At 66.4% G+C, this 20352-nt stretch carries 19 protein-coding genes; 10 read left to right on the forward strand and 9 right to left on the reverse strand.

All coding sequences use genetic code 11. The features are described 5' to 3' along the window. Positions 1–22: 22 nt before the first annotated feature. Positions 23–1150, reverse strand: coding sequence for a 4-hydroxyphenylpyruvate dioxygenase (gene hppD / locus VAR608DRAFT_RS18800; protein WP_088955426.1), 1128 nt, complete (start codon positions 1148–1150; stop codon positions 23–25). Positions 1151–1385: 235 nt separating this feature from the next. Between hppD and VAR608DRAFT_RS18805 the strand changes: the two genes are divergently transcribed. The 3 genes from VAR608DRAFT_RS18805 to lnt all read left to right on the forward strand — a co-directional run bounded on the left by VAR608DRAFT_RS18805 (position 1386) and on the right by lnt (position 4632). Then, positions 1386–2111: a GNAT family N-acetyltransferase gene (locus VAR608DRAFT_RS18805; protein WP_088955427.1), complete on the forward strand. Its 726-nt coding sequence runs from the start codon at positions 1386–1388 to the stop codon at positions 2109–2111. Between the two features lie 65 nt (positions 2112–2176). Next, on the forward strand, positions 2177–3055 hold the full coding sequence (locus tag VAR608DRAFT_RS18810; RefSeq protein ID WP_088955428.1) for an HlyC/CorC family transporter: 879 nt from the start codon (positions 2177–2179) through the stop codon (positions 3053–3055). Beyond that, positions 3052–4632 (forward strand): apolipoprotein N-acyltransferase, encoded by a 1581-nt coding sequence (gene lnt / locus VAR608DRAFT_RS18815; RefSeq protein ID WP_172843872.1) that lies wholly within the window; start codon positions 3052–3054, stop codon positions 4630–4632. The genes VAR608DRAFT_RS18810 and lnt overlap by 4 nt, the downstream gene beginning before the upstream one ends. On the opposite strand, the gene VAR608DRAFT_RS18820 is transcribed toward lnt, so the two are convergent. The 6 genes from VAR608DRAFT_RS18820 to VAR608DRAFT_RS18845 all read right to left on the reverse strand — a co-directional run bounded on the left by VAR608DRAFT_RS18820 (position 4622) and on the right by VAR608DRAFT_RS18845 (position 10311). Next, positions 4622–5980 carry an FAD-binding oxidoreductase gene (locus VAR608DRAFT_RS18820; RefSeq protein ID WP_088955430.1) on the reverse strand — a complete coding sequence of 453 codons (1359 nt, stop codon included), beginning with the start codon at positions 5978–5980 and terminating at the stop codon, positions 4622–4624. The genes lnt and VAR608DRAFT_RS18820 overlap by 11 nt on opposite strands. 4 nt (positions 5981–5984) lie before the next feature. Next, on the reverse strand, positions 5985–6890 hold the full coding sequence (locus tag VAR608DRAFT_RS18825; RefSeq protein ID WP_088955431.1) for an ABC transporter permease: 906 nt from the start codon (positions 6888–6890) through the stop codon (positions 5985–5987). Next, on the reverse strand, positions 6887–7720 hold the full coding sequence (locus VAR608DRAFT_RS18830) for an ABC transporter ATP-binding protein (RefSeq protein ID WP_088955432.1): 834 nt from the start codon (positions 7718–7720) through the stop codon (positions 6887–6889). The genes VAR608DRAFT_RS18825 and VAR608DRAFT_RS18830 overlap by 4 nt, the downstream gene beginning before the upstream one ends. 45 nt (positions 7721–7765) lie before the next feature. Beyond that, a complete protein-coding gene (locus tag VAR608DRAFT_RS18835; RefSeq protein ID WP_088955433.1) occupies positions 7766–8761 on the reverse strand; it encodes an ABC transporter substrate-binding protein in 996 nt (331 codons plus the stop codon). 70 nt (positions 8762–8831) lie between these two features. Then, positions 8832–9701 (reverse strand): creatininase family protein, encoded by an 870-nt coding sequence (locus VAR608DRAFT_RS18840; protein ID WP_088955434.1) that lies wholly within the window; start codon positions 9699–9701, stop codon positions 8832–8834. Between the two features lie 22 nt (positions 9702–9723). Then, a complete protein-coding gene (locus tag VAR608DRAFT_RS18845; protein ID WP_088955435.1) occupies positions 9724–10311 on the reverse strand; it encodes an NAD(P)H-dependent oxidoreductase in 588 nt (195 codons plus the stop codon). Positions 10312–10930: 619 nt separating this feature from the next. Between VAR608DRAFT_RS18845 and VAR608DRAFT_RS18850 the strand changes: the two genes are divergently transcribed. Further along, positions 10931–12376 carry an aryl-sulfate sulfotransferase gene (locus VAR608DRAFT_RS18850; protein ID WP_172843873.1) on the forward strand — a complete coding sequence of 482 codons (1446 nt, stop codon included), beginning with the start codon at positions 10931–10933 and terminating at the stop codon, positions 12374–12376. A gap of 85 nt (positions 12377–12461) precedes the next feature. After that, positions 12462–13184, forward strand: coding sequence for a hypothetical protein (locus tag VAR608DRAFT_RS18855; protein WP_088955437.1), 723 nt, complete (start codon positions 12462–12464; stop codon positions 13182–13184). A 44-nt stretch (positions 13185–13228) separates the two neighbouring features. Here VAR608DRAFT_RS18855 and VAR608DRAFT_RS18860 read toward each other — a convergent pair whose 3' ends face one another. Further along, positions 13229–14149: a LysR family transcriptional regulator gene (locus tag VAR608DRAFT_RS18860; RefSeq protein ID WP_088955438.1), complete on the reverse strand. Its 921-nt coding sequence runs from the start codon at positions 14147–14149 to the stop codon at positions 13229–13231. Between the two features lie 104 nt (positions 14150–14253). Between VAR608DRAFT_RS18860 and VAR608DRAFT_RS18865 the strand changes: the two genes are divergently transcribed. The 4 genes from VAR608DRAFT_RS18865 (at position 14254) to VAR608DRAFT_RS38050 (ending at position 18394) form a co-directional block, all read left to right on the forward strand. Then, positions 14254–15597 carry an aspartate aminotransferase family protein gene (locus VAR608DRAFT_RS18865; protein WP_088955439.1) on the forward strand — a complete coding sequence of 448 codons (1344 nt, stop codon included), beginning with the start codon at positions 14254–14256 and terminating at the stop codon, positions 15595–15597. Positions 15598–15639: 42 nt separating this feature from the next. Next, on the forward strand, positions 15640–17157 hold the full coding sequence (locus tag VAR608DRAFT_RS18870; RefSeq protein WP_088955440.1) for a CoA-acylating methylmalonate-semialdehyde dehydrogenase: 1518 nt from the start codon (positions 15640–15642) through the stop codon (positions 17155–17157). Positions 17158–17328: 171 nt separating this feature from the next. After that, a complete protein-coding gene (locus VAR608DRAFT_RS18875; RefSeq protein ID WP_088953016.1) occupies positions 17329–17853 on the forward strand; it encodes a winged helix-turn-helix domain-containing protein in 525 nt (174 codons plus the stop codon). Next, entirely contained in the window at positions 17771–18394 is a 624-nt protein-coding gene (locus VAR608DRAFT_RS38050) for an IS630 family transposase (RefSeq protein ID WP_231973569.1), read from the forward strand. The genes VAR608DRAFT_RS18875 and VAR608DRAFT_RS38050 overlap by 83 nt, the downstream gene beginning before the upstream one ends. Before the next feature lie 2 nt (positions 18395–18396). Here the strand turns inward: VAR608DRAFT_RS38050 and VAR608DRAFT_RS18885 are convergent, their stop codons facing one another. Then, positions 18397–19074, reverse strand: a complete 678-nt coding sequence (locus tag VAR608DRAFT_RS18885) for a TetR family transcriptional regulator C-terminal domain-containing protein (RefSeq protein ID WP_331712999.1) — start codon at positions 19072–19074, stop codon at positions 18397–18399. Positions 19075–19237: 163 nt separating this feature from the next. Between VAR608DRAFT_RS18885 and VAR608DRAFT_RS18890 the strand changes: the two genes are divergently transcribed. After that, complete coding sequence (locus tag VAR608DRAFT_RS18890; RefSeq protein WP_088955441.1) at positions 19238–20308, forward strand: asparaginase; 1071 nt, start codon at positions 19238–19240, stop codon at positions 20306–20308. Positions 20309–20352: the final 44 nt, after the last annotated feature.

The following is a 20352-nucleotide window of genomic DNA, read 5'->3' on the forward strand; positions in this document are numbered from 1 at the left end:
TTCCTTGAAATGAAGTGGAGCTTTATTGTGCGGCGGCCAGTACCCCGCGGCGCATCTGGTCGAGCTCGATGCTCTCGAACAGCGCCTTGAAGTTGCCTTCGCCGAAGCCTTCTTCGCCCTTGCGCTGGATGAACTCGAAGAAGATCGGGCCGAGCAGGTTCTCGCTGAAGATCTGCAAGAGCAGCGCGCCCTTCTTGCCGTCGACGAGGATCTTGCGCTTCCTCAGCTCGCTCACGTCTTCGCCGTGGCCCGGGATGCGCTTGTCGATCAGCTCGTAGTAGGTGTCGATCGTGTCCAGCAGCTTGACGCCCGAGGCGCGCAGCGCATCCACCGAATGCTTGAGGTCGCGCGAGCCCAGCGCGATGTGCTGGATGCCCTCGCCGTGGTAGTTGTCCAGGTATTCCTGGATCTGGCCGGCCTTCTCGTTGCCCTCTTCGTTGATCGGGATGCGGATCTTGCCGCACGGGCTGGTCATGGCCTTGCTCTTCACGCCGGTGACCCGGCCTTCGATGTCGAAGTAACGGATCTCGCGAAAGTTGAACAGGCGCTCGTAGAAGTCCGCCCATTCCTTCAGCCGACCGCGGTGCACGTTGTGGGTCAGGTGGTCGATGTAGGTCAGGCCATGGCCTTCGGGCGCGAGCGCCTCGACGGCCGAGAGGCCCGGCAGCGCCTCGAAGTCGACGTCGTAGAAGCCGATGTTGCCGATGTCGCCGGGCTTTGCACCGTTCTTGCCGCGCCAGCGGTCGACGAAATAGATCAGGCTGTCGCCGATTCCCTTGATGGCCGGGATGTTCAGCTCGCCGGGCCCGGCGCCGGGTGCGAAGCCCCAGGCGCCGAGCGAGATCGCGCGCTCGTAGGCGGCCTTCGCGTCCTGCACCCGGAACGCGATCGCGCAGATGCTCGGGCCGTGCTGGCGGGCGAAGCGCTGCGCGAACGAATCGGGCTCGGAGTTGATGATGAAATTGATCGTGCCCTGGCGATAGAGCAGCACATTCTTGTGGCGGTGCTTCGCGATTGGCCGGAAGCCCATCTGCTCGAAGACCTTGCCCATGGCGGCGGGGTCGGGTGCGGCGTACTCGATGAATTCGAAGCCGTCGGTGCCCGCCGGGTTTTCCCAAGGCGTGAAGGCTGGGGTAGCGGTGCTGCTCATGGCGCTGTCTCTCGGGTGGGGTTTCGGGAGGGGTTCAGTTTCACGCCGCGGGGTTTGCGACGTCCGTTTGCAACTGTAAAAGCGCTCGTCAAGGCCACGACGGCCGTGCCGATCTGAGCGGCGCCGTTACATGTGTGGCTTCGGGTATCGCGTGAAACTGGTATTTGTTCACCAATGAGACACGGAAGCGACCCGACGGACTTGAGGGTTAGGGGAAAACCCTTATATTTGAGGCATGCTTACCGCCAAGGCCCTCCTCAAAGCCTCACTCGGCGTCGGCTCGTTCCTGAAGGCGCCGATGGTTGAGGCGCAACCACGGGCAGCCACGCCCGCTCCTGTGATGGTTCCGATCCGTTCGATCGGACCGCGCGAGCGCGATCGCATCGCGCAGCACCTGCTTGCTCTTTCCCAGCACGACCGTTATCTGCGCTTCGGCTATGTCGCCTCGGACGAGCAGGTCCAGCGCTATGTCGACGGGCTCGATTTCGAACGCGACGAACTCTTCGGCATCTACAACCGCCGGCTCGACCTGATCGCGATGGCCCACCTGGCCTTCCCGCCTGCCGATCAAGAGCAGGATTGCGCCGAATTCGGCGTCTCCGTGGCCGAACATGCGCGCGGCCGCGGCTTTGGCGCCCGGTTGTTCGAGCGCGCCGTGGTCGTCGCCCGCAACGAAGGTGTCGGCATGCTGTTCATCCACGCGCTCAGCGAGAACGCCGCCATGCTGAAGATCGCCCGCAACGCCGGCGCGACCGTCGTGCGCAGCGGCTCCGAATCCGAAGCGCACCTCGAACTGCCTGCTGCGACCTTCGACAGCCGAATGAGCGAGCTTGCCTTGGAGCAGTTCGCCCAGGTCGACTACCAACTCAAGACCCGCGCCAAGCAGTTCTGGGCCTTCCTGGCCGAGCTGCAGGACATCCGCAGCGGCGTGCGAGCCGCCCGCGACCGTTCTGCGCAATAGGCTCGCCCCCGGTTGGGCGAGGCTGGGGGTGTATCCTTGTGCTTCCCCAACTCTGCCCTCCTGCAGTGGCCGAACCTCACCCTGAACGCGCGCCCGCCGAACGCGAGGACAAGCGCAGCTTTTTCCAGAGGCTGGCCGAATTCATCAACCCTGGCCCGGATTCGCGCGACGAGCTGATCGAAACGCTCGCCGACGCCGAGGACAACGAGGTCATCGGCGCCGAATCGCGCGTGATGCTCGAGGGCGTGCTTCGCATGGCCGACATGACGGCCGGGGATGTGATGGTGGCGGCGCCGCGCATGGATCTCGTCAACATCGACGCGCCCTACGACACGCTGCTGAACCTGGTCATCGACACGGCGCACTCGCGCTTCCCGGTCTACGAGGGCGAGAAGGAAAACATCATCGGCATCCTTCTCGCGAAGGATCTGCTCAAGCTGCAGCGCGCGCCGGGCCTGAACATTCGCGCGCTGCTCCGGCCGACCACCTTCGTGCCCGAAAGCAAGGGCCTCAACGACCTGCTGCGCGAATTCCGCGGCAACCGTAATCACCTCGCGGTGGTGATCGACGAATTCGGCCGCGTGGCCGGCCTCATCACCATCGAGGACGTGCTCGAACAGATCGTCGGCGAGATCGAGGACGAGTTCGACATCCCCGAGGACGAGGGCGACATCTTCGGCCTCGCCGATCACACCTATCGGGTCGCCGGCGACACCCCGATCGAGCGCGTGGCCGAAGCCTTCGGCATCAACTTCGACGACCAGGCACACGGCGAGGCGTTCGACACCATCGGCGGCCTGATCGCGCACGAGATGGGCCATGTGCCCAAGCGCGGCGAACACTACGCGCTCGGCAGCTTCGATTTCGTGGTGCTGCACACCAAGGGTGGCGCGGTGCGCTGGTTCAAGGTCTCGCCGGCGCGCGGCGACGACGCCTCCGATTGAACGCGCTCCTCCGCGCCCTGGGCTTCGGGCTCGCGGGGCTCGCCCAGGCGGCTTCCATCGCCGCGCCGTGGAACGGCCAGCCGCAATGGTGGCTCCAGCTTCTTTCGCTGGCTGCGCTCGTCTGGCAGCTCGATGGCCTGCGCAACGCCGATGGCCGCGGCGGCGCGTGGCGCAGCGGCGCGTTCCTCGGCTGGGTCTTCACGACCGCGTGGCTCTGCGGCACCTTCTGGTGGCTCTTCATCTCGATGCACACCTACGGCGGCCTGCCGGCGCCGCTGGCCGCGATCGCGGTGTTCGCCCTGTCGGCGGCGCTCGCGCTCTACTACGCGGTCGCATGCGGCCTCTACGTGGCCTTTGCGCCTTCGAATGCCTGGGGCTCGGCCGCTTTCTTCGCCGCGCTGTGGACGCTGGCCGAGCTGGTGCGCGGAAGCTGGTTCACCGGCTTCCCATGGGGCGCCGGCGGCTATGCGCACGTCGATGGCCCGCTGGCCGCTTATGCACCGTGGATCGGCGTCTACGGCATCGGCGCGGTGGCGGCAGCCATCACGGCGCTCGCGGCCATCGCCTTGCGCCGCGCCCGAGTTCGCCCCTTCGCGACCCAAGCGGGACTCGCGTTGATCGTGCTGTGCGCGCCGGCATTGCTGATGGCCATCCGCGGCACGCCTGGCGATGACAGCGCGCGATCGCAGGGCCACCTGCGCATCGCGCTGTTGCAGGGCAACATCCCGCAGGACGAGAAGTTCATCCCCGGCGGCGGCATCGCGACCGCGCTGCGCTGGTATGGCGAACAGCTGCACAGCGCCACCGCGCCGCTGGTCATCACGCCGGAGACCGCCTTGCCGCTCCTGCCTTCGCAGTTGCCCCCCGGCTACCTCGAAGCCATCGCGGCGCGCTACACGAGCGGCAACCAGGCCGCGATCGTCGGCCTGCCGCTCGGCGACCGCAATGGCTACAGCAACGCGGTGGTCGGGCTGCGTCCCGGCGAGCCGCATCCCTACCGCTACGAGAAGCACCATCTCGTGCCCTTCGGCGAATTCGTCCCGGGCCTGTTCCGGTGGTTCACCGAGATGATGAACATCCCGCTGGGCGACTTCAACAGCGGCGGCCTCGCACAGGCGCCGTTCGTCTGGCAGGGCCAGCGCATCGCGCCGAACATCTGCTATGAGGATCTGTTCGGCGACGAGATCGGCGCGAACTTCCGCAGCGAGGCCGAGGCGCCGACCATCCTGCTCAACGTCAGCAACATCGCGTGGTTCGGCGACTCGGTCGCGATCGACCAGCACCTCGCGATCTCGCGCATGCGTGCGCTCGAATTCCAGCGCCCGATGGTGCGCGCGACGAACACCGGCGCGACGGCGGTCATCGACCACCGCGGCCGCGTGACGCACGAACTGCCGAGGCTCACGCGCGGCGTGCTCGAAGCCGAAGTCGAAGGCCGCACCGGCCTCACGCCCTATGCCGTCTGGGTCTCGCGCTTGCGCCTCTGGCCGCTCTGGGGGCTCGCGCTCGCCGTCGTCGCGGCCACCTTGTGGACGCAGCGCCGCCGGCGCATGCAGGCCTCTGTCGTCACCGGCTGACCGGCCAGTCGCGCAGCTTCCCCGGATTCAGCAGGCCCTGCGGGTCGAAGCGCTTCTTCATTGCGATGACCTCCGGTGCCAGCGCACCGCCGGCCTTGCCGTCCTCGACGATGAAGGTGTGCGGGTTGTTGATGCGCACGCCGTGCTCGCGGTGCATGCGGATGATCTCGCCCAGCCGTTCCTCGGTGGAAAAGCGCACCAGCTGCAGCGCGCTGCAGGTGAGGACGCCATCGAGGTTGCGCAGGAACTCCGCGTGCATCAGGATCTCGCCGGCGAAGAGGTTCTCCATCGCCGTGATCTGCTCGACGTGCTGCCCCGGCACGAAGCTGCTTTGCAGATAGGTCAGCGACTTGTCGACCTTCAGCGCGTGCAGCGTCGTGTGGTTCCAGGTGAACTCCATCAGCGTGCGGTTGGTCTTGCGCACCTCTTCGGCCGTCTTGCGGTAGCTCATCGTGCCGCCGTGCGCCTGCATCAGTTCGAGCATCGTGGATTCGGACGATTCATCGACCAGCGAGAGCACGGCGTGGCAGCCTTTCGGCAGGTAGTCGGCAAGCTGCGCGAGATGGTCGGGCACCGGGCTCGCGAAGAACGCCACCTCGCGCTTCACGATGCCCGGCGCGTTCGCAAGCGCGTTGCCGAAGGCGAGCGCCTTGTCGAAGGCATCGAAGACGACCAGGCTTTCGAGCCACGGGTGCTGAGGCGCCAGCGCCACTTCGAGCTCCAGCACCAGGCCGTTCGTGCCCCACAGGTGATGCAGGCGCAATGCCTCGGCGCCACGCAGTTCGACGATCTGCGGCTCGGGCTCGATCGTCATCGCGCGCAGCCCCAGCACATTGCCCGGCGCACCGAGCGGTCCGTAGTTGATCGAGCCCACACCGCCGAAGCCGCCGCCGAACAGCCCGCCGAGCGTCGCGCTGCGGTAGGTCGACGGCAGGCAGCGCAGTTCCTGTCCGCTGGGCCTGGTGTGCTTTTCGAGCTCGCCGAGCCGGATGCCCGCCTGCGCGCGCGCCGCGCCGGGCCGCACCCATTGCACCGCGTTGTAGCCGGTCATGTCGAGCACCACGCCGCCGGCGAGCGGCGTCGTCTGGCCGTAGTTGCCGGTGCCGCTGCCGCGGATCGTGATCGGCACGTTCATGCGCGCGCAGGCGCCGACCAGTGCTCGAATTTCTTCTTCGGTGCGCGGGCGCACGACCGCATCGGCGCGCTTGTCCTTGAGCTGCCGGTCCAGCACGGGGCTGAACCATGCGAAGTCCTGCGACAGCCTCGCAATGCGGCCCGGGTCGGTGATCCATTCGAGCTCGGGCAACTCGAGGTGGAGTCGCTCGATGGGTGAAACGGGTGCATTCATCGAATCAATCCTGTGAAAGTTCGCTGGCGTGCCAGGAACCGAGTGCGAGTTTGGTGAGCCACGCCATCAGGACGAACAGCGCGACGCCGGTCAGTGAAATCAGGAGCAGCGCGGCGAACATGCGCGGGATGTTGAGCTGGAAGCCCGCCTGCAGGATCTGGTAGGCCAGCCCCGCGCCGGAGCCGCCGGTGCCCGCGACGAATTCCGCCACCACCGCACCGATCAGCGCGAGGCCGCTGGAGATGCGCAGCCCACCGAAGAAGTACGGCAGCGCGCTCGGGATGCGCAGGCGCACCAGCTGCTGCCAGCGCGATGCGTGGTTGAGCTTGAAGTAGCTCTGCAGATCGGGCTCCACGCTGCGCAGGCCCAGCGTGGTGTTGCTGATGATCGGGAACAGCGCCACCAGCGCCGCGCAGACCACCATCGCGGCGGTCGGGTTCTTGACCCAGATGATGATCAGCGGCGCGACCGCGACGATCGGCGTCACCTGCAGCAGCACTGCGTAGGGAAAGAGCGCGGTCTCGATCAGCTTGCTCTGCACGAAGAGGAACGAGATCAGCACGCCCGCAACGGTCGCGACCACGAACGAGAGCACCGTGATCTTCAGCGTCACCAAGAGCGCCATGCCGAGCGGCATCCAGTCGGTGACCAGCGTCTGCAGCATCAGGTAGGGCGAGGGCACCAGGTACGGCGGCAGCTCCATCGCGGTCACGATGCCCTGCCAGAGTGCCACCAGCACGACGCCGACGAGCAGCGGATAGGCGATGCGCTGGACGCGCGGCTGCTGCAGCAGCGGCGTGCGCTTGGCCTCGGGCTTGGCTTGCGGCTTCGCGGCGGTGGGTGAGCTGGCACCTGCCTTCGTGGGCGCAGGCGACGCGGCGGCCGCATTCGTCGGTGCGATCGCGCTCATTCAACCACCTCGTCGGCTGCGCTGCTCGCGCGCAGCAGGCTGTCCTGCAGCTTCTTCGCATGGCGGCTGAACTGCGGCGACACCATGAAATCGGCGGTGCGCGGATAGGGCTCGGGAATCTCGAACTCCTCCACCACGCGGCCGGGGCGCGCGGCCATCATGATCACGCGGCTCGACAGGAACACCGCCTCGTGGATCGAGTGCGTCACGAAGATCACCGTCAGCTTCTTCTCGCGCCACAGGTCGAGCAGTTCGGCGTCGAGCTTGTGGCGCGTGATCTCGTCGAGTGCGCCGAAGGGTTCGTCCATCAGCAGCAGGTCGGGCTGCGTGACCAGGCCGCGCGCGATCGATACCCGCATCTGCATGCCGCCCGAGAGCGCGCGCGGCAAGGCCGAGCCGAACTTCTCGAGCCCGACCAGTTCGAGCGCTTCCGAAACACGCGCCTCGGCTTCCTTGCGCGGCACGCCGGCCAAGTCCAGCGGCAGGCGCACGTTGGTGCGCACGCTGGCCCACGGCATCAGCGTGGGCGACTGGAACACGAAGGCCATGCGGCGGCCGCTCGACTCGATCTGCTGCACCGGCTTGCGGAACACCTTGAGCCGGCCGTCGGTCGGTTCGAGCATGCCGGCGATCATCTTCAAGAGCGTGCTCTTGCCGCATCCCGAGGGACCGAGCAGCGTGACGAACTCGCCTTCGCCGATGCAGAGGTCCACGGTCATCAGCGCCCGCGTTCCGTTCGGATAGGTCTTCTCGGCCGAGAGCACTTCCACGGCGGGCGTCGATGCGATCCGCATCGGCAGGTCGTAGGCGGCGGTTTCGGGATCGTTCATGCAAAGCCTTTCGAGAGGCGGCCCGCGGTGCGGGCTGCCGGTGTTTCAGGGCAGGACCTTCGCGTCCTTCACGAACTCGGTGGTGTAGGTCTTGCCCATCTCGACCTTCGCGGGGTCGAGCAGCTTGGCGGCAACGAGGAAGTCGTAGCTCGCTTTCGTGCGCGCATCGGTGATCACGCCGATGCCCTGCGTGGCCGCATCGCCGCCGGTGACCATGCCCATCTCCTTGAGCTTCGCGACGCTGTAGGCGAGCTGGTCGTCGGTCATGTTCGGGTTGTCCTTCTTGATCAGCGCGTTGGCGGGCGCCGGATCGGCGAGGTAGCTCTTCCAGCCCTCGGCCGATGCCTTCACGAAGGCGGCGACCTGCCTGGCGCGCTCCTTCACCGTCTTGTCCATGCACGACACTGTGGTGGCATAGGACGGGAAGCCGTGGTCGCTGAACATCAGCACCGTGGCCTTCACGCCGGCCTTCTGGATCGCATAAGGCTCGGACGTGAGGTAGCCCTGCTGCGCCGTGTTCCTGTCCGCGACGAAGGGCTGGATGTTGAAGGTGTAGGGCCGCGTCTGCTCGTCGGTGAAGGCGAACTTGGCCTTCAGCCAGGGCCAGTAGCCGCGGTTGGCCTGCGAGCCGATCAGGATCGTCTTGCCCTTCAGGTCCTCGAACTTCTTCACGTCGTCATGCGCGATGAGCACCTGCGGGTCCTTCTGGAAGAAGGCCGCGACGTTGACGACAGGCACGCCGCCTTCGCGCACCTGCATCATCTGGATGTCGCTCGAACCCATGATGCAGTCGGCCTGGCCGGCGGCCATCATCTGCGTGATGTTGACCTGCGGGCCGCCCATCTTGATGGTCACATCGAGCCCGTACTTCTTGTAGATGCCCTGCGCCACCGCCTGGTAGAAGCCTCCATGCTCGGCCTGCGCGTACCAGTTGGTCATGTAGACGAACTTGTCCTCCGCATGAGCGGGCGCAGTCGCCGCGATGGCGAGCGCTGCGGCAGCGGCAAGACGACCGAGAGTGGGAGCGAAGTGTTGGCGCATGGTGAGACCTTCGAGGTGGGAAAGGAAAGGGACGAAACGTGCCGATGCAAGGAACGAGCCTCGGCCCGCATCAGCCGGCAACGGCCGGCTGGCTGGTCTGGATGAATCCCTGCTCATGGCTGCGCCCCCAGGTGGGTTCGTCGCGCACCACCCAGCGCAGGGCGTAGAGCTCGGTCAGCGCCTGCACCCAGCTGTCGGCCAGCGTGTCGAGGATTTCCTCGCCCTGTTCGCGCGTCGCGCTGGTCGGGTCGCCGATCACGCCGCTCGGACCGAAGTCGCGCGCGGTCCACGCGCAGGCGGGCCGGCCGTCGGCCGACAGCAGCTTGATCGGGAAGGGCGGCGGGAAGTTGGCGGCCGCGCGTTCCATGTGCACCGTGTCGGGCGCGAGCGCGAGCATCAGCGCGGTTTCGGAATGGCCGGCATGCATCGCGAGGCGCTTCTCCTGCTCGCTCACCTGCCTGCTCGCGGCGCTCGGCAGCCGCGAGACGCCGTGTGGCACGACCACGAAATCGCCGTGGCGCAGCCGCAGCTCGCGCGCCGCCATCTCGAGCACCTGCGGCTGGCCGCCGTGCCCGTTGGCGAACAGCAGCTTGCGAAAGCCCGAGCGGTACACCGATTCGCCGATCTCGATCACGGTCGCGAGCAGCGTGGTGCCCGTCAAGGTCATCGTGCCGGGGAAGTGCAGATGCTCTTCCGACTTGCCATAGGTGATCGTCGGCAGCGCGAAGGCGCGCACCTCGGCGGGCAGCCGTTCGAGCGCCTTGCCCATCACGCCGGACGAGATGACGCTGTCGACCGAACACGGCAGATGCGGGCCGTGCTGCTCGATCGCGCCGCAGGGCAGCACGATCACGGTGTTCTCGCGATCGGGCAGCGCGTCGATCTCGGTCCAGCTCAGATAGGGCAGGAAGCGGTGGGGTGGGATGTAGCCGTGGAGCATGGGCAAAGTCCTGTAAAGCGTTTCAGGCAAAGCGCGCCATCGCATGGCCCACGCGCTTCAGGAAGCGCCTCCGCTGCGGCTCGGTCGCGATGTTCATGTGGTAGTGCGCGTGGTAGTCCACCCGCGCCTGTTGGCCGGTCAGGCGGCGCATGTAGCGCGTGACGATCTTGCGCGGCGGGTCGCCCATGTACCACGCGACCCAGCGCGGCCGGCCGTAGGTCACCACCGCCGAGATGCGCTGGATGTTCGTCAACATCGGCTTGACGTCCTTTGGGTCGGAGAGGTCGAAGGCCACGCCCGGCATGAAGAGCCGGTCGAAGTAGCCCTTGAGCATGGCCGGCAACCCGAAGCACCATGTCGGGAAGCAGAAGACGATGCCTTCGGCCCGTTGCAGCCGCTCGATGTAGGGCTTGAGCGGAATCTGGTTGCTCGGCACCTCGTGGTAGCCCAGCCGCTCCTCGCGCGACAGCACCGGATCGAAGCCTTCGGCGTAGAGGTCGCAGTCGTCCACCTCGTGACCCGCCGCGCGCAGGTTGCGCAGCACCTCCTGGTGCAAGGCGGCATGGAAGCTGGTTTCGACCGGATGGCAGTAGACGACGAGCACTCGCATGGTGTGTTTGACCGCTTAATCAGAGCAAGCGGTCAGGTTATGCAAGCGACGTGCCAATCCGGCCTGCACCAAGAGCGGGAAGCGGTCGGCTCACCCGCCCGGCTGCTGGCGGCGGCTGGCCCCAGGTTGAGCCTTCGGGCTGTGTGGCTATTTCAGGAGGGGTGCCACGCGATGGCTAGGGTTTACCCTAAAATTGACCTTACCGATTCACAAGGCTCACATGCTCACCCTCGCGCTCGTACTCGCCGCCGCCGCTGGCCTCGTTATCCACGGCGTCCACACCTCCGAGGGTGACCAGCAGCTCTGATCGACCGAATGTCTCCTCGGGTCCGGCAAGGACCCGATCTCGGCCCCGCGCAGCGATGCCCGGGGCCTTTTCTTTGTCCGGCGGCAGCCCAAGAGGAGGAATCTGCCGGCGCTAATTCCCAGCTCAGAAATGCACCGGCATCATCGCGGGCGACCTGGCGCGCCAACAAGAAAAGAAGCGGGGTGCATCGTGTTCCATCGTGCTCGCAGGCTGGGTATGTGCCGGCCAAGCCTGATTCCGTGCGCCGCGGCGGCGCTTGTCCTCTGCGGTTGCGGGGGCGGAGGTGGAGGCCAAGACGCAAGCAGCACGGCCTTGGCAGACCCGGCCGCGGTGGCGCCTCTCACCGTGTCCGCCGTGCGCGCCGGGGTCTCGCCGTTCATCGCCTTCGTGGACCTGCACTTTTCAGGCGGGGAGGTCCCGACCACGGTGCACTACCGCATCGAGGCAAAGCCGGGCACCGTGTCGCGTCCGGTCGATGTCAGCTATGCAATCGCCTCCTTGCAGCGGCGGGGCTATGCCGCCGCGGGTAGCAGCACCATCACGGTGCCCGTCTTCGGCCTGTACTCGAACTATGCAAACCAGGTCGACGTCGACGTGCAATCCGCAGGCGAACCGACCCAGGAATTGCGCATCGAAGTCGACACCGCTGCCTACACCGATCCGAACGGCATCTATGACCGGCCGGTCGCCTTGAAGGCTCGTGCAGTTGGCGATGCGCTGAGTTTCGATTACTTCTACATGAAGTCCGCGCTGGGCAGTCCGGTGGTGGTCGACACCGACGGCCAGATCCGGTGGGTGGTGCCGACGGCGATGCCGTCTTTCTCGTCGCTCTTCGTCGGCAACCGATTCGTCATCGGCGACAACACACCGCTTCAGGTCCGGCGCCTGGAGTTGGACGGAACGGCCAGCGTGGCGCCCCTGGGCGCCACCGACATCAACGACTTTCACCACAACGTCGATCCCGGCAAGGTCGGCCTGCTGGCCGAAGTCGACGCCACGCTCAACGGCGTTTTGAACATCGAGAGCACGCTCGTCGAAATCGACCCGAACAGCGGCAGCGTGCTCGCGCGATGGGACCTGGGCGACATCTTGTCGCGCTACATGCAAAGTCAGGGCGATGACCCGGCTTCGTTCGTGCGGCCGGGGGCCGACTGGTTTCACATGAACGCCGCGACCTACGATCCGAGCGATGATTCGCTCATCGTCTCCAGCCGCGAGAACTTCATTGCGAAGATCGACTACGCCAGCGGCAGCCTGATCTGGATACTCGGCGACCCGGCGAAGTACTGGCACACGTTTCCCTCGCTGGCGGCCAGGAGCCTGACCCTCGCGGCCGGCGGCCTGTACCCCATCGGGCAGCACGCGGTGTCGATCACGCACGACGGCCTGGTGCAGGTGTTCGACGACGGCCTGGGCTCCGTCAATCAGCCGGCCGGCGCCGCGCCGGGAGAAAGCCGAAATTACAGTGCTGTCTCGGCCTATTCGATCGATGCGGGGCAGCAGGCTGCGACGGAAGTCCGGCGCTTCGACGACAACAAGAGCATCTACTCCAGCGTGTGCTCGAGCGCCTACGAGGCGCCGGCGGGCGCATCGGTCCTGGTCAGCTATGCCGTCGCGGACAACGGGACGCATGCGCGGCTGATCGGCCTCGACGGGAGCCAGGCCGTGGCATTCGACTTCGAATACCCGACGTCGGGATGCAACACCAGTTGGAACGCCCGGCCGATTCCGTTCGAATCGATGCACTTCAGCGAATAGCGTGTGCTGGGCGGCCTCGCGCGGTCTGGGCAATGGCGGATGTGGCACAGTCCGGGTCAGGAGCGGCCATCACGAGACATCCGACATGCTTGCCGATGACGAAGAAGCGACGGCGGAGGTGCATCCTGGCGAAATCGTCACTTCGCGGGCGCCATTGGAAGCGCGGGATCAGCGGCCGAAGCGCAGCACCCCGCCGACGCCAAAGCCGCCGCAGCGAAGCCGGAAGGTGTCGGACTGGTCCGAATGGGTCTTCTCTGCCGCCCTGGCGGCGATATTCCTGGCATTCGGGAGCGCGATCCTGATGGACAAGGAGGGCCGCGATCTGCCGCGGAGCTTGGTTTCCGCCCCATTGGACGTCAGAGAACTCCATCCCAACATCAGCGATGTGGTCGACAAGGCGCCGCATGACGGAGCGCTGGAGATCACGCTTGTGGAGGCATCGCCGATGTACCCGGCGAGCGTGGTGGCCGGATTCGCCAGCGACGCATTGGTGGTCTTGCGACGGATGCGCGAGTTCTTCCCTGAGATCGAAAACCGGCTCGTCCGGTTCGTGGCGAAGGCCCCCCTGCATCCGACCGATACGGACTCGAGAGAGATGGTCCCCGTGCTATCGCTCGATTTCGAGCTAAGCGAGGTGCTTGAAAAGGTCACCGCGCCCGAGTTCACATTCCAGGACCTCTTGAACCAGACCTCGGCTGTTCAGTACCTGGATGACATGAGCGGGCCGCGCTACGTGGGGGCGTTCTGCCGTGATCCGTTGTCGAGGTCCGCGACGGACTTTTGTGAGCGGGAAGGTGGGGGAGGCTGAGGCTGCCGCGACGGTGGGCCGGGCGGGTCACGGCGGCCTGAGCCTCACGGCGCCTGGTGGGAGCGCTGCAGCGCTTCGAGAAAGGTCGCGGCCAGGCGCGAGGCGGACGACGAGCGGCGCGAGATCGCGACGAATCGCAATTCGTACATGCACTCCGCATGCGCCACGCGCTCGATCTGGCCCGCGTTCACGAAGCCTGCCGCGTAGTGGTCGGGCAGGAACCCGAGGTAGCAGCCCGAGAGGATCAGCGAGACGATCGCCTCCTGGTCGCTCGCGACGGCCTTGCGCCGGAGGTGGAATCGATGCGTCGCGTCCATGTTGGGCGAGTGGAAGGCCAGGCCCGCGTAGTCGTAGTCCCGGAGGTCTTCCCAGTGCAGCTCGGCAGAGGTCCCGTAGAGCGGATGCTGCCGTCCGCAGTAGAGGTACATCGTCTCGCCGAAGAGATCGACGTACGCGAGGCTGTCGGAGCGACGGTGATCGGGCACGATGCCGACGTGGAGCCGGCCGTCGATCACGCCCGACTCGATGTCCTGCAGGGTGCCGACGGAGGCGTCGATCAGCACGTCCGGCGCCTGCCTGCGGAAGCGCCGGATCGCCTGGCTGATGCGCGCCTGCGGGTTCGTCGCGGTCTTGTCGAACAGTCCGACGGACAGCGTTCCCACGAGTTCGGCATGCATGTCGTGCACGCCGCTGCGAAACGCCTCCATCGCGCCCAGCAGTTGCAGGCCGGCCTCGTGGATCCGCTGGCCGTCCGGCGTTAGCGCGAAGCCGGCGCGGCCGCGGCGGCACAGCACCAGCCCGAGGCGTTCCTCGAGTTCCTTGATGTGGCGGCTGATGGTCGAACGGCCGATGTTCAGCTCGAGCTCGGCGGCGGCCAGTCCCCCGCACGCCACCACCGTCCGGAAGATGCGCAAGAGCCGGATCTCGTTGTCGCTGACCTGGCCCAGCAAGGCCTTCTTGACCATGAAAGTTTCAGTCCCTTGAATGTGAACTGGCAATGAAGTCAGTTTACCGAAACCGACGGTCTCTCCAGAATTTGTCGGATCAATATTTCCCTTCGAGCAAACCCATGGACCTCAGCGACCTCCCGCGCAGCCTCGTCAGCGAAGCACAGCTCAATGCCCACTGGATGCCCTTCACCGGCAACCGCCAGTTCAGGAAAGACCCGCGGCTCCTGGTCGAAGCCGAGGGCTGCTACTACCGCGACGCACGCGGCCGGCGCGTGTTCGATGGACTGTCGGGCCTCTGGACCTGCGGCCTGGGCCACCGGCGCGCGGAGATCGTGCAGGCGGTGAGCCACCAGGTGGCCGAGCTCGACTATGCGCCGCCGTTCCAGTTCGGCCATCCGCTGGCCTTCCGGCTGGCCGAGCGGATCGTCCAGAAGATGCCCACTGGGCTCGACCATGTGTTCTTCGTCGGCTCGGGCTCGGAAGCGGCCGATACCTCGCTCAAGCTGGCGCGCGCCTACTGGCGCGCCAAGGGCCAGGCCGGCAAGACGCGCCTGATCGGCCGCGAGAAGGGCTACCACGGCGTGAACTTCGGCGGCATCTCGGTGGGCGGCATCGCCGGCAACCGCAAGACCTTCGGGCAGGGCGTGGAGGCAGACCACCTGCCCCACACGCAGCCGGCGCCGGGCACCTTCGCCAAGGGCATGCCGGCCGAGGGCGGCGAGGCGCTGGCCAACCGCCTGCTGGACCTGATCGCGCTGCATGACGCCTCGAACATCGCGGCCGTGATCGTCGAGCCTTTCTCGGGCTCGGCCGGCGTGGTGATCCCGCCGGTGGGCTACCTCAAGCGCCTGCGCGAGATCTGCACCCAGAACAACATCCTCCTCATCTTCGACGAGGTGATCACGGGCTTCGGACGCACCGGCGCGTGGTCCGGTTCGGAGGCCTTCGGCGTCGTGCCGGACATCCTCAATTTCGCCAAGCAGGTGACCAACGGCGTGATCCCGATGGGCGGCATCGTGGCGAGCAAGGAGATCCACGACACCTTCATGGCCGCGGGCGGCGACGCGTATGCGATCGAGTTCCCGCACGGCTACACCTATTCGGCGCACCCGGTGGCGTGTGCGGCGGGGCTTGCGACGCTGGACATCCTCGAGAAGGAGGACATGCCGGCACGGGTTCGCGAACTGGCGCCGTATTTCGAGTCCGCGGTGCATCAGCTCAAGGGATCGAAGCATGTGCTGGACATCCGGAACTTCGGTCTTGCGGCCGGCCTGACGATCGAGGCCCTGCCGGGCGAACCCGCGCGGCGGCCGTTCGAGATCGCGATGCGCTGCTGGGAGAAGGGCTTCTACGTGCGCTTCGGCGGGGACACGATCCAGCTCGCTCCGCCCTTCGTCAGCGACCGGTCGCAGATCGATGCGCTGGTCAACGCCCTCGGAGAAGCGCTGAACGAGCCGCGCTGACCGCATCCGTCTTTCATTCGCCCGACCTCGAGAATTCCACCCATGAAGAACAGCATCGCCGCCATCGACCACTACATCCAGGGCCGCGTCGTGGCCAACACCTCCGGCCGCACGCAGGACGTGTTCAACCCCGCCACCGGCGCCCTCACGGGCCGTGCCGGCCTCGCCGCCGCCGACCAGGTGAATGCAGCCGTGGCCGCCGCGCAGGCCGCCTTCCCGGCCTGGGCCGACACGCCGCCGATCCGCCGGGCACGAGTGATGTTCAAGTTCCTCGAGCTGCTCAACAGGCACCGCGACGAACTGGCGCACCTGATCACCGCCGAGCACGGCAAGGTCTTCACCGACGCGCAGGGCGAGGTCACGCGCGGCATCGACATCGTGGAGTTCGCCTGCGGCATTCCGCAGCTGCTCAAGGGCGACTACACCGACCAGGTCTCCACCGGCATCGACAACTGGACGCTGCGCCAGCCGCTGGGCGTGGTGGCGGGCATCACGCCCTTCAACTTCCCGGTCATGGTGCCGATGTGGATGTTCCCGGTGGCGATCGCGGCGGGCAACTGCTTCGTCCTCAAGCCGAGCCCGACCGATCCGAGCCCGTCGCTGCGCATCGCCGAGCTGCTCAAGGAAGCGGGGCTGCCCGACGGTGTGTTCAACGTGGTGCAGGGCGACAAGGCGGCGGTCGATGCGCTGCTCGAACACCCGGATGTCAAGGCCGTGAGCTTCGTCGGCTCCACCCCGATCGCCAACTACATCTACGAGACCGGCGCGCGCCACGGCAAGCGGGTGCAGGCGCTTGGCGGCGCCAAGAACCACATGGTGGTGATGCCCGACGCGGACATCGAGCAGGCGGTCGATGCGCTGATCGGCGCCGGCTACGGCTCGGCCGGCGAGCGCTGCATGGCGATCAGCGTGGCGGTGCTGGTGGGCGACGTGGCCGACCGGCTGCTGCCCAGGCTCGTCGAGCGCACCAAGGCGCTGAAGGTGTTGGACGGCGAGAACCTCGCGGCCGAGATGGGCCCGATCGTGACGCGCGCCGCGCACGAGCGCATCACCGGCTATATCGCCCAGGGCGAGAAGGAAGGCGCGAAGCTGCTGGTGGACGGCCGCGGCTTCCAGGGTGCCGAGGCCGGCGAAGGCTGCGGCGCGGGCTTCTGGCTCGGCGGCACGCTGTTCGACCACGTCACGCCCGACATGCGCATCTACAAGGAGGAGATCTTCGGCCCGGTGCTGTCGTGCGTGCGGGTGAAGGACCTGAAGGAATCGGCGGAGCTGATCAACGCGCACGAGTTCGGCAATGGCGTCTCGTGCTTCACGCGCGACGGCAACGTGGCGCGCGAGTTCGGCCGGCGCGTCCAGGTGGGCATGGTGGGCATCAACGTGCCGATCCCGGTGCCGATGGCCTGGCATGGCTTTGGCGGCTGGAAGAAATCGCTCTTCGGCGACATGCATGCCTACGGCGAGGAAGGCGTGCGCTTCTACACCAAGCAGAAGTCGATCATGCAGCGCTGGCCGGAGAGCATCGGCAAGGGGGCCGAATTCGTCATGCCCACGGCGAAATGAAGGCCCCCCGGCTTTTCACGCCGCTGCGCGGCGTGTAACGCCACCCCCCGAGGGGGAGGCGCGGCCGCCTTGGGGCGGCCCGGCGGCGGCCGCATCGACAGAAGCTCTCATACCAATTTGCGTTCAATAGATTAGATATCATGTCTGTCCACGTACTTCAAGGAGTCGTGGATGAAGAGTCTGATCGTTGGGGATAAGGCGACCGTGATGCGCTTGGCAGAACGGCTCAAGCAAGCCGACAGCCATGCGCAGTACCAGCGCATCCAGTGCGTGCTGATCAGGGCCACGCTGGGCAGCTCGGCCGCGCAGATTGCACAGTTGCTGGGTTGGTCAACCACCACCGTGCATGTGATGCACTCTCGATGGGCCAAGGAAGGTGATGCCATCTTCGATCTTCGAGGCCGCGGTGGCAGACACCACCAGCATTTGAGCGCCGAACAGGAGCAGGAGTTGCTGGCACCCTTCGTCGAACGCGCACAGGCAGGCGGGATGTTGACGGTAGCTGAGATCCAGCAGGCCTACCAGAAGCAACTCGGCAAGGCGGTGGCGCCCTCGACGATCTATCGGCTGCTCGACCGTCACGGCTGGCGCAAGGTCGTGCCCCGGCCCCGGCATCCCAAGGCGGACGTCGCGGCACAGGCCGCCTTTAAAAAAACTCCGCCGCCAGGTACGCCAAGAGGTCGTGCGCCAGGCTGAACAAGGTCGCGCGGTGCGGCTGATGTTCCAGGACGAGGGGCGATTCGGATTGCTGGGCACGCCGCGTCGCTGCTGGGCGCCACACCGCATTCGACCTGTCGTCGGCGCTCGCCTGGAGCGCAAGTACATCTATGCCTTCAGTGCCGTCAGCCCACACGACGGCGTGATGGACAGCCTCGTGCTGCCCTGGGTGAACGCCGAGACCATGTCGCTATTCCTGGCCGAGGTCGCCCAGCGCCATGTCGAGGAATTCATCGTGATGGTCATGGACCAGGCGGGCTGGCATCTGGCAGGTCAACTCGCGGTCCCGGATCACATGCGACTGATCTACCTGCCTCCGTACAGCCCCGAACTCAACCCGGCCGAGCATCTGTGGGAGGCGATTCGCGAGGACTGCTTTGCCAACCATGTCTTCGCCAACCTCGACGCCGTCGAACGCGCCCTCACGACAGGGCTGGTGGCGCTCGAATCAGATCACGAGAGAACCCGATCGATGACCGGTTTCGATTGGATAACTTCTATATCTTTGAACGCAACTTAGTATCAGGCCTTGATGCCGCAGCCGCCCAGCACGAAGGCGACCAGTTCACGCGCGATCGGCTCGCGGTCGATCGGCGCGTCGGGCGGCAGGCCCAGCATCACCCGCGCCTGCAGGGCGTAGTCGGCGTAGCTCTGGGTCATCGCCCAGATGTGCATCAGGAGCAGGCGCGCATCGAGCGGTCGCATCTGTCCGCGCGCGATCCAGCCGTTGATGATGTCCACCTTCTTTTGCGTCCAGGCCCGCGCGTTGGGCCAGTAGCGCTCCAGGTTGCGGCCGCCATCCAGCACTTCGCGCGTGAAGATGCGCGAGATTTCCGGGTTGTCGAAGGCGTGGTCCAGCTTCTTGCGGATGTAGTCGGCCAGCACCGCGCCGGGGTCGTTGGCGTTCTCCTGGAAGTCGAATACCACCTTCCAGTCGTGCAGCACCTGCATCAGCAGCTCTTCGTACAACTCCTCCTTGCCGGGGATGTAGTAGTGCAGCTGCGGCTTGGTGAGCCCCGCGCGCGCCGCGATCGCCTGCGTCGATGCGCCCTTGAGCCCATGCAGGCTGAACTCCGTGATCGCCGCCGTGCGGATCGCCGCGAGGATGCGCTCGCGCCCTGGCCGCGCGCGCGACAGCGGTCCCATCGGGGCGGGCATCTGCTGGGCGGTTACGGCGGCGGAGGGGGATGTGTCGGTCATCGCGTCGGCGATGGTAGCGCTTGCCCGGATCCTTCCACGGCCGCATTCGCCCTCCCGGCCGCATGACGGCATGCGTGCTTGGCATTGCGTGCATGTGCCACGAAGGCGTGGTTTGGCTATCGTCTCGCCCGCTTCCGTCACACAACTGTCAAAAGGAGCTTCCATGTACTTTGCTTCCAGACTTCGCGCGTTCGCGGGCGCGGCCGCGTTGATCACCGCCAGTGCCATTGCGCACGCCCAGGCGGCCCTGCCCAATGTCGTCATCCTCGCGACCGGCGGCACCATCGCCGGCGCGGGCGCTTCGGCCGTCAACAGCGCCACCTACTCGGCGGCCAAGGTGCCGGTGGACAAGCTCATCGCCGGCCTGCCCGAGCTGTCGAAGGTCGCCAACGTGCGCGGCGAACAGGTCTTCCAGATCGCCTCCGAAAGCCTGACCAACGAGAACCTGCTGACCCTCGCCAAGCGCGTCTCGGCGCTGTCGAAGCAGGCCGACGTCGACGGCATCGTCATCACCCACGGCACCGACACGATCGAGGAAACGGCGTACTTCCTGACGCTCACGGTGCACACGCCCAAGCCGATCATCGTGGTCGGTTCGATGCGGCCGGGCACCGCCCTGTCGGCCGACGGCGCGCTGAACCTGTTCGACGCGGTCAACGTCGCCGCCAGCAAGGACGCCGCCGGCAAGGGCGTGCTCGTGGTGATGAACGACGAGATCCACACCGGGCGCGACGTCAACAAGACGGTCAACATCAAGACCGAGGCCTTCAAGAGCCAATGGGGCCCGCTCGGCATGATCGTCGAGGGACGCAACTACTGGTTCCGCGCGCCGGTGAAGCGCCACACGATGCAGTCGGAGTTCGACATCGACCAGATCAACGCCCTGCCGCCGGTGGAGATCGCCTACGGCTACCAGAGCGTGCCGACGACGGCCGTCGACGCACTGGCGAAGAGCGGCATCAAGGCCCTGGTCTATGGCGGCACCGGCAACGGATCGGTGGCCGACCGCAACGTCCCCAATCTGCAGAAGCTGCGCAGCGACGGCATCCTCGTCGTCCGCAGCTCGCGCGTGCCGGACGGTTTCGTGATCCGCAATGCCGAGCAGCCCGACGACAAGTACGACTGGGTGGTGGCCCATGACCTGCGTCCTTCGAAGGCGCGCATCCTGACCATGGTGGCCCTGACGAAGACCAACGACACCAAGGAACTGCAGCGGATCTTCTGGGAATATTGAGCCCACCCCAGGCTCGCGTACTTCGTGGGCTCGTTGGGCCGGGG

This window comes from Variovorax sp. HW608 (genome assembly GCF_900090195.1).
Taxonomy (GTDB): domain Bacteria; phylum Pseudomonadota; class Gammaproteobacteria; order Burkholderiales; family Burkholderiaceae_C; genus Variovorax.

Excerpts from the sequence above, each read along its gene's own strand:
- hppD (WP_088955426.1), bottom strand. The coding sequence starts at position 1,150 with ATGAGCAGCACCGCTACCCCAGCCTTCACGCCTTGGGAAAACCCGGCG.
- VAR608DRAFT_RS18805 (WP_088955427.1), top strand. The coding sequence starts at position 1,386 with ATGCTTACCGCCAAGGCCCTCCTCAAAGCCTCACTCGGCGTCGGCTCG.
- VAR608DRAFT_RS18820 (WP_088955430.1), bottom strand. The coding sequence starts at position 5,980 with ATGAATGCACCCGTTTCACCCATCGAGCGACTCCACCTCGAGTTGCCC.
- VAR608DRAFT_RS18825 (WP_088955431.1), bottom strand. The coding sequence starts at position 6,890 with ATGAGCGCGATCGCACCGACGAATGCGGCCGCCGCGTCGCCTGCGCCC.
- VAR608DRAFT_RS18830 (WP_088955432.1), bottom strand. The coding sequence starts at position 7,720 with ATGAACGATCCCGAAACCGCCGCCTACGACCTGCCGATGCGGATCGCA.
- VAR608DRAFT_RS18835 (WP_088955433.1), bottom strand. The coding sequence starts at position 8,761 with ATGCGCCAACACTTCGCTCCCACTCTCGGTCGTCTTGCCGCTGCCGCA.
- VAR608DRAFT_RS18840 (WP_088955434.1), bottom strand. The coding sequence starts at position 9,701 with ATGCTCCACGGCTACATCCCACCCCACCGCTTCCTGCCCTATCTGAGC.
- VAR608DRAFT_RS18845 (WP_088955435.1), bottom strand. The coding sequence starts at position 10,311 with ATGCGAGTGCTCGTCGTCTACTGCCATCCGGTCGAAACCAGCTTCCAT.
- VAR608DRAFT_RS18855 (WP_088955437.1), top strand. The coding sequence starts at position 12,462 with ATGCTTGCCGATGACGAAGAAGCGACGGCGGAGGTGCATCCTGGCGAA.
- VAR608DRAFT_RS18860 (WP_088955438.1), bottom strand. The coding sequence starts at position 14,149 with ATGGTCAAGAAGGCCTTGCTGGGCCAGGTCAGCGACAACGAGATCCGG.
- VAR608DRAFT_RS18865 (WP_088955439.1), top strand. The coding sequence starts at position 14,254 with ATGGACCTCAGCGACCTCCCGCGCAGCCTCGTCAGCGAAGCACAGCTC.
- VAR608DRAFT_RS18870 (WP_088955440.1), top strand. The coding sequence starts at position 15,640 with ATGAAGAACAGCATCGCCGCCATCGACCACTACATCCAGGGCCGCGTC.
- VAR608DRAFT_RS18875 (WP_088953016.1), top strand. The coding sequence starts at position 17,329 with ATGAAGAGTCTGATCGTTGGGGATAAGGCGACCGTGATGCGCTTGGCA.
- VAR608DRAFT_RS18885 (WP_331712999.1), bottom strand. The coding sequence starts at position 19,074 with ATGACCGACACATCCCCCTCCGCCGCCGTAACCGCCCAGCAGATGCCC.
- VAR608DRAFT_RS18890 (WP_088955441.1), top strand. The coding sequence starts at position 19,238 with ATGTACTTTGCTTCCAGACTTCGCGCGTTCGCGGGCGCGGCCGCGTTG.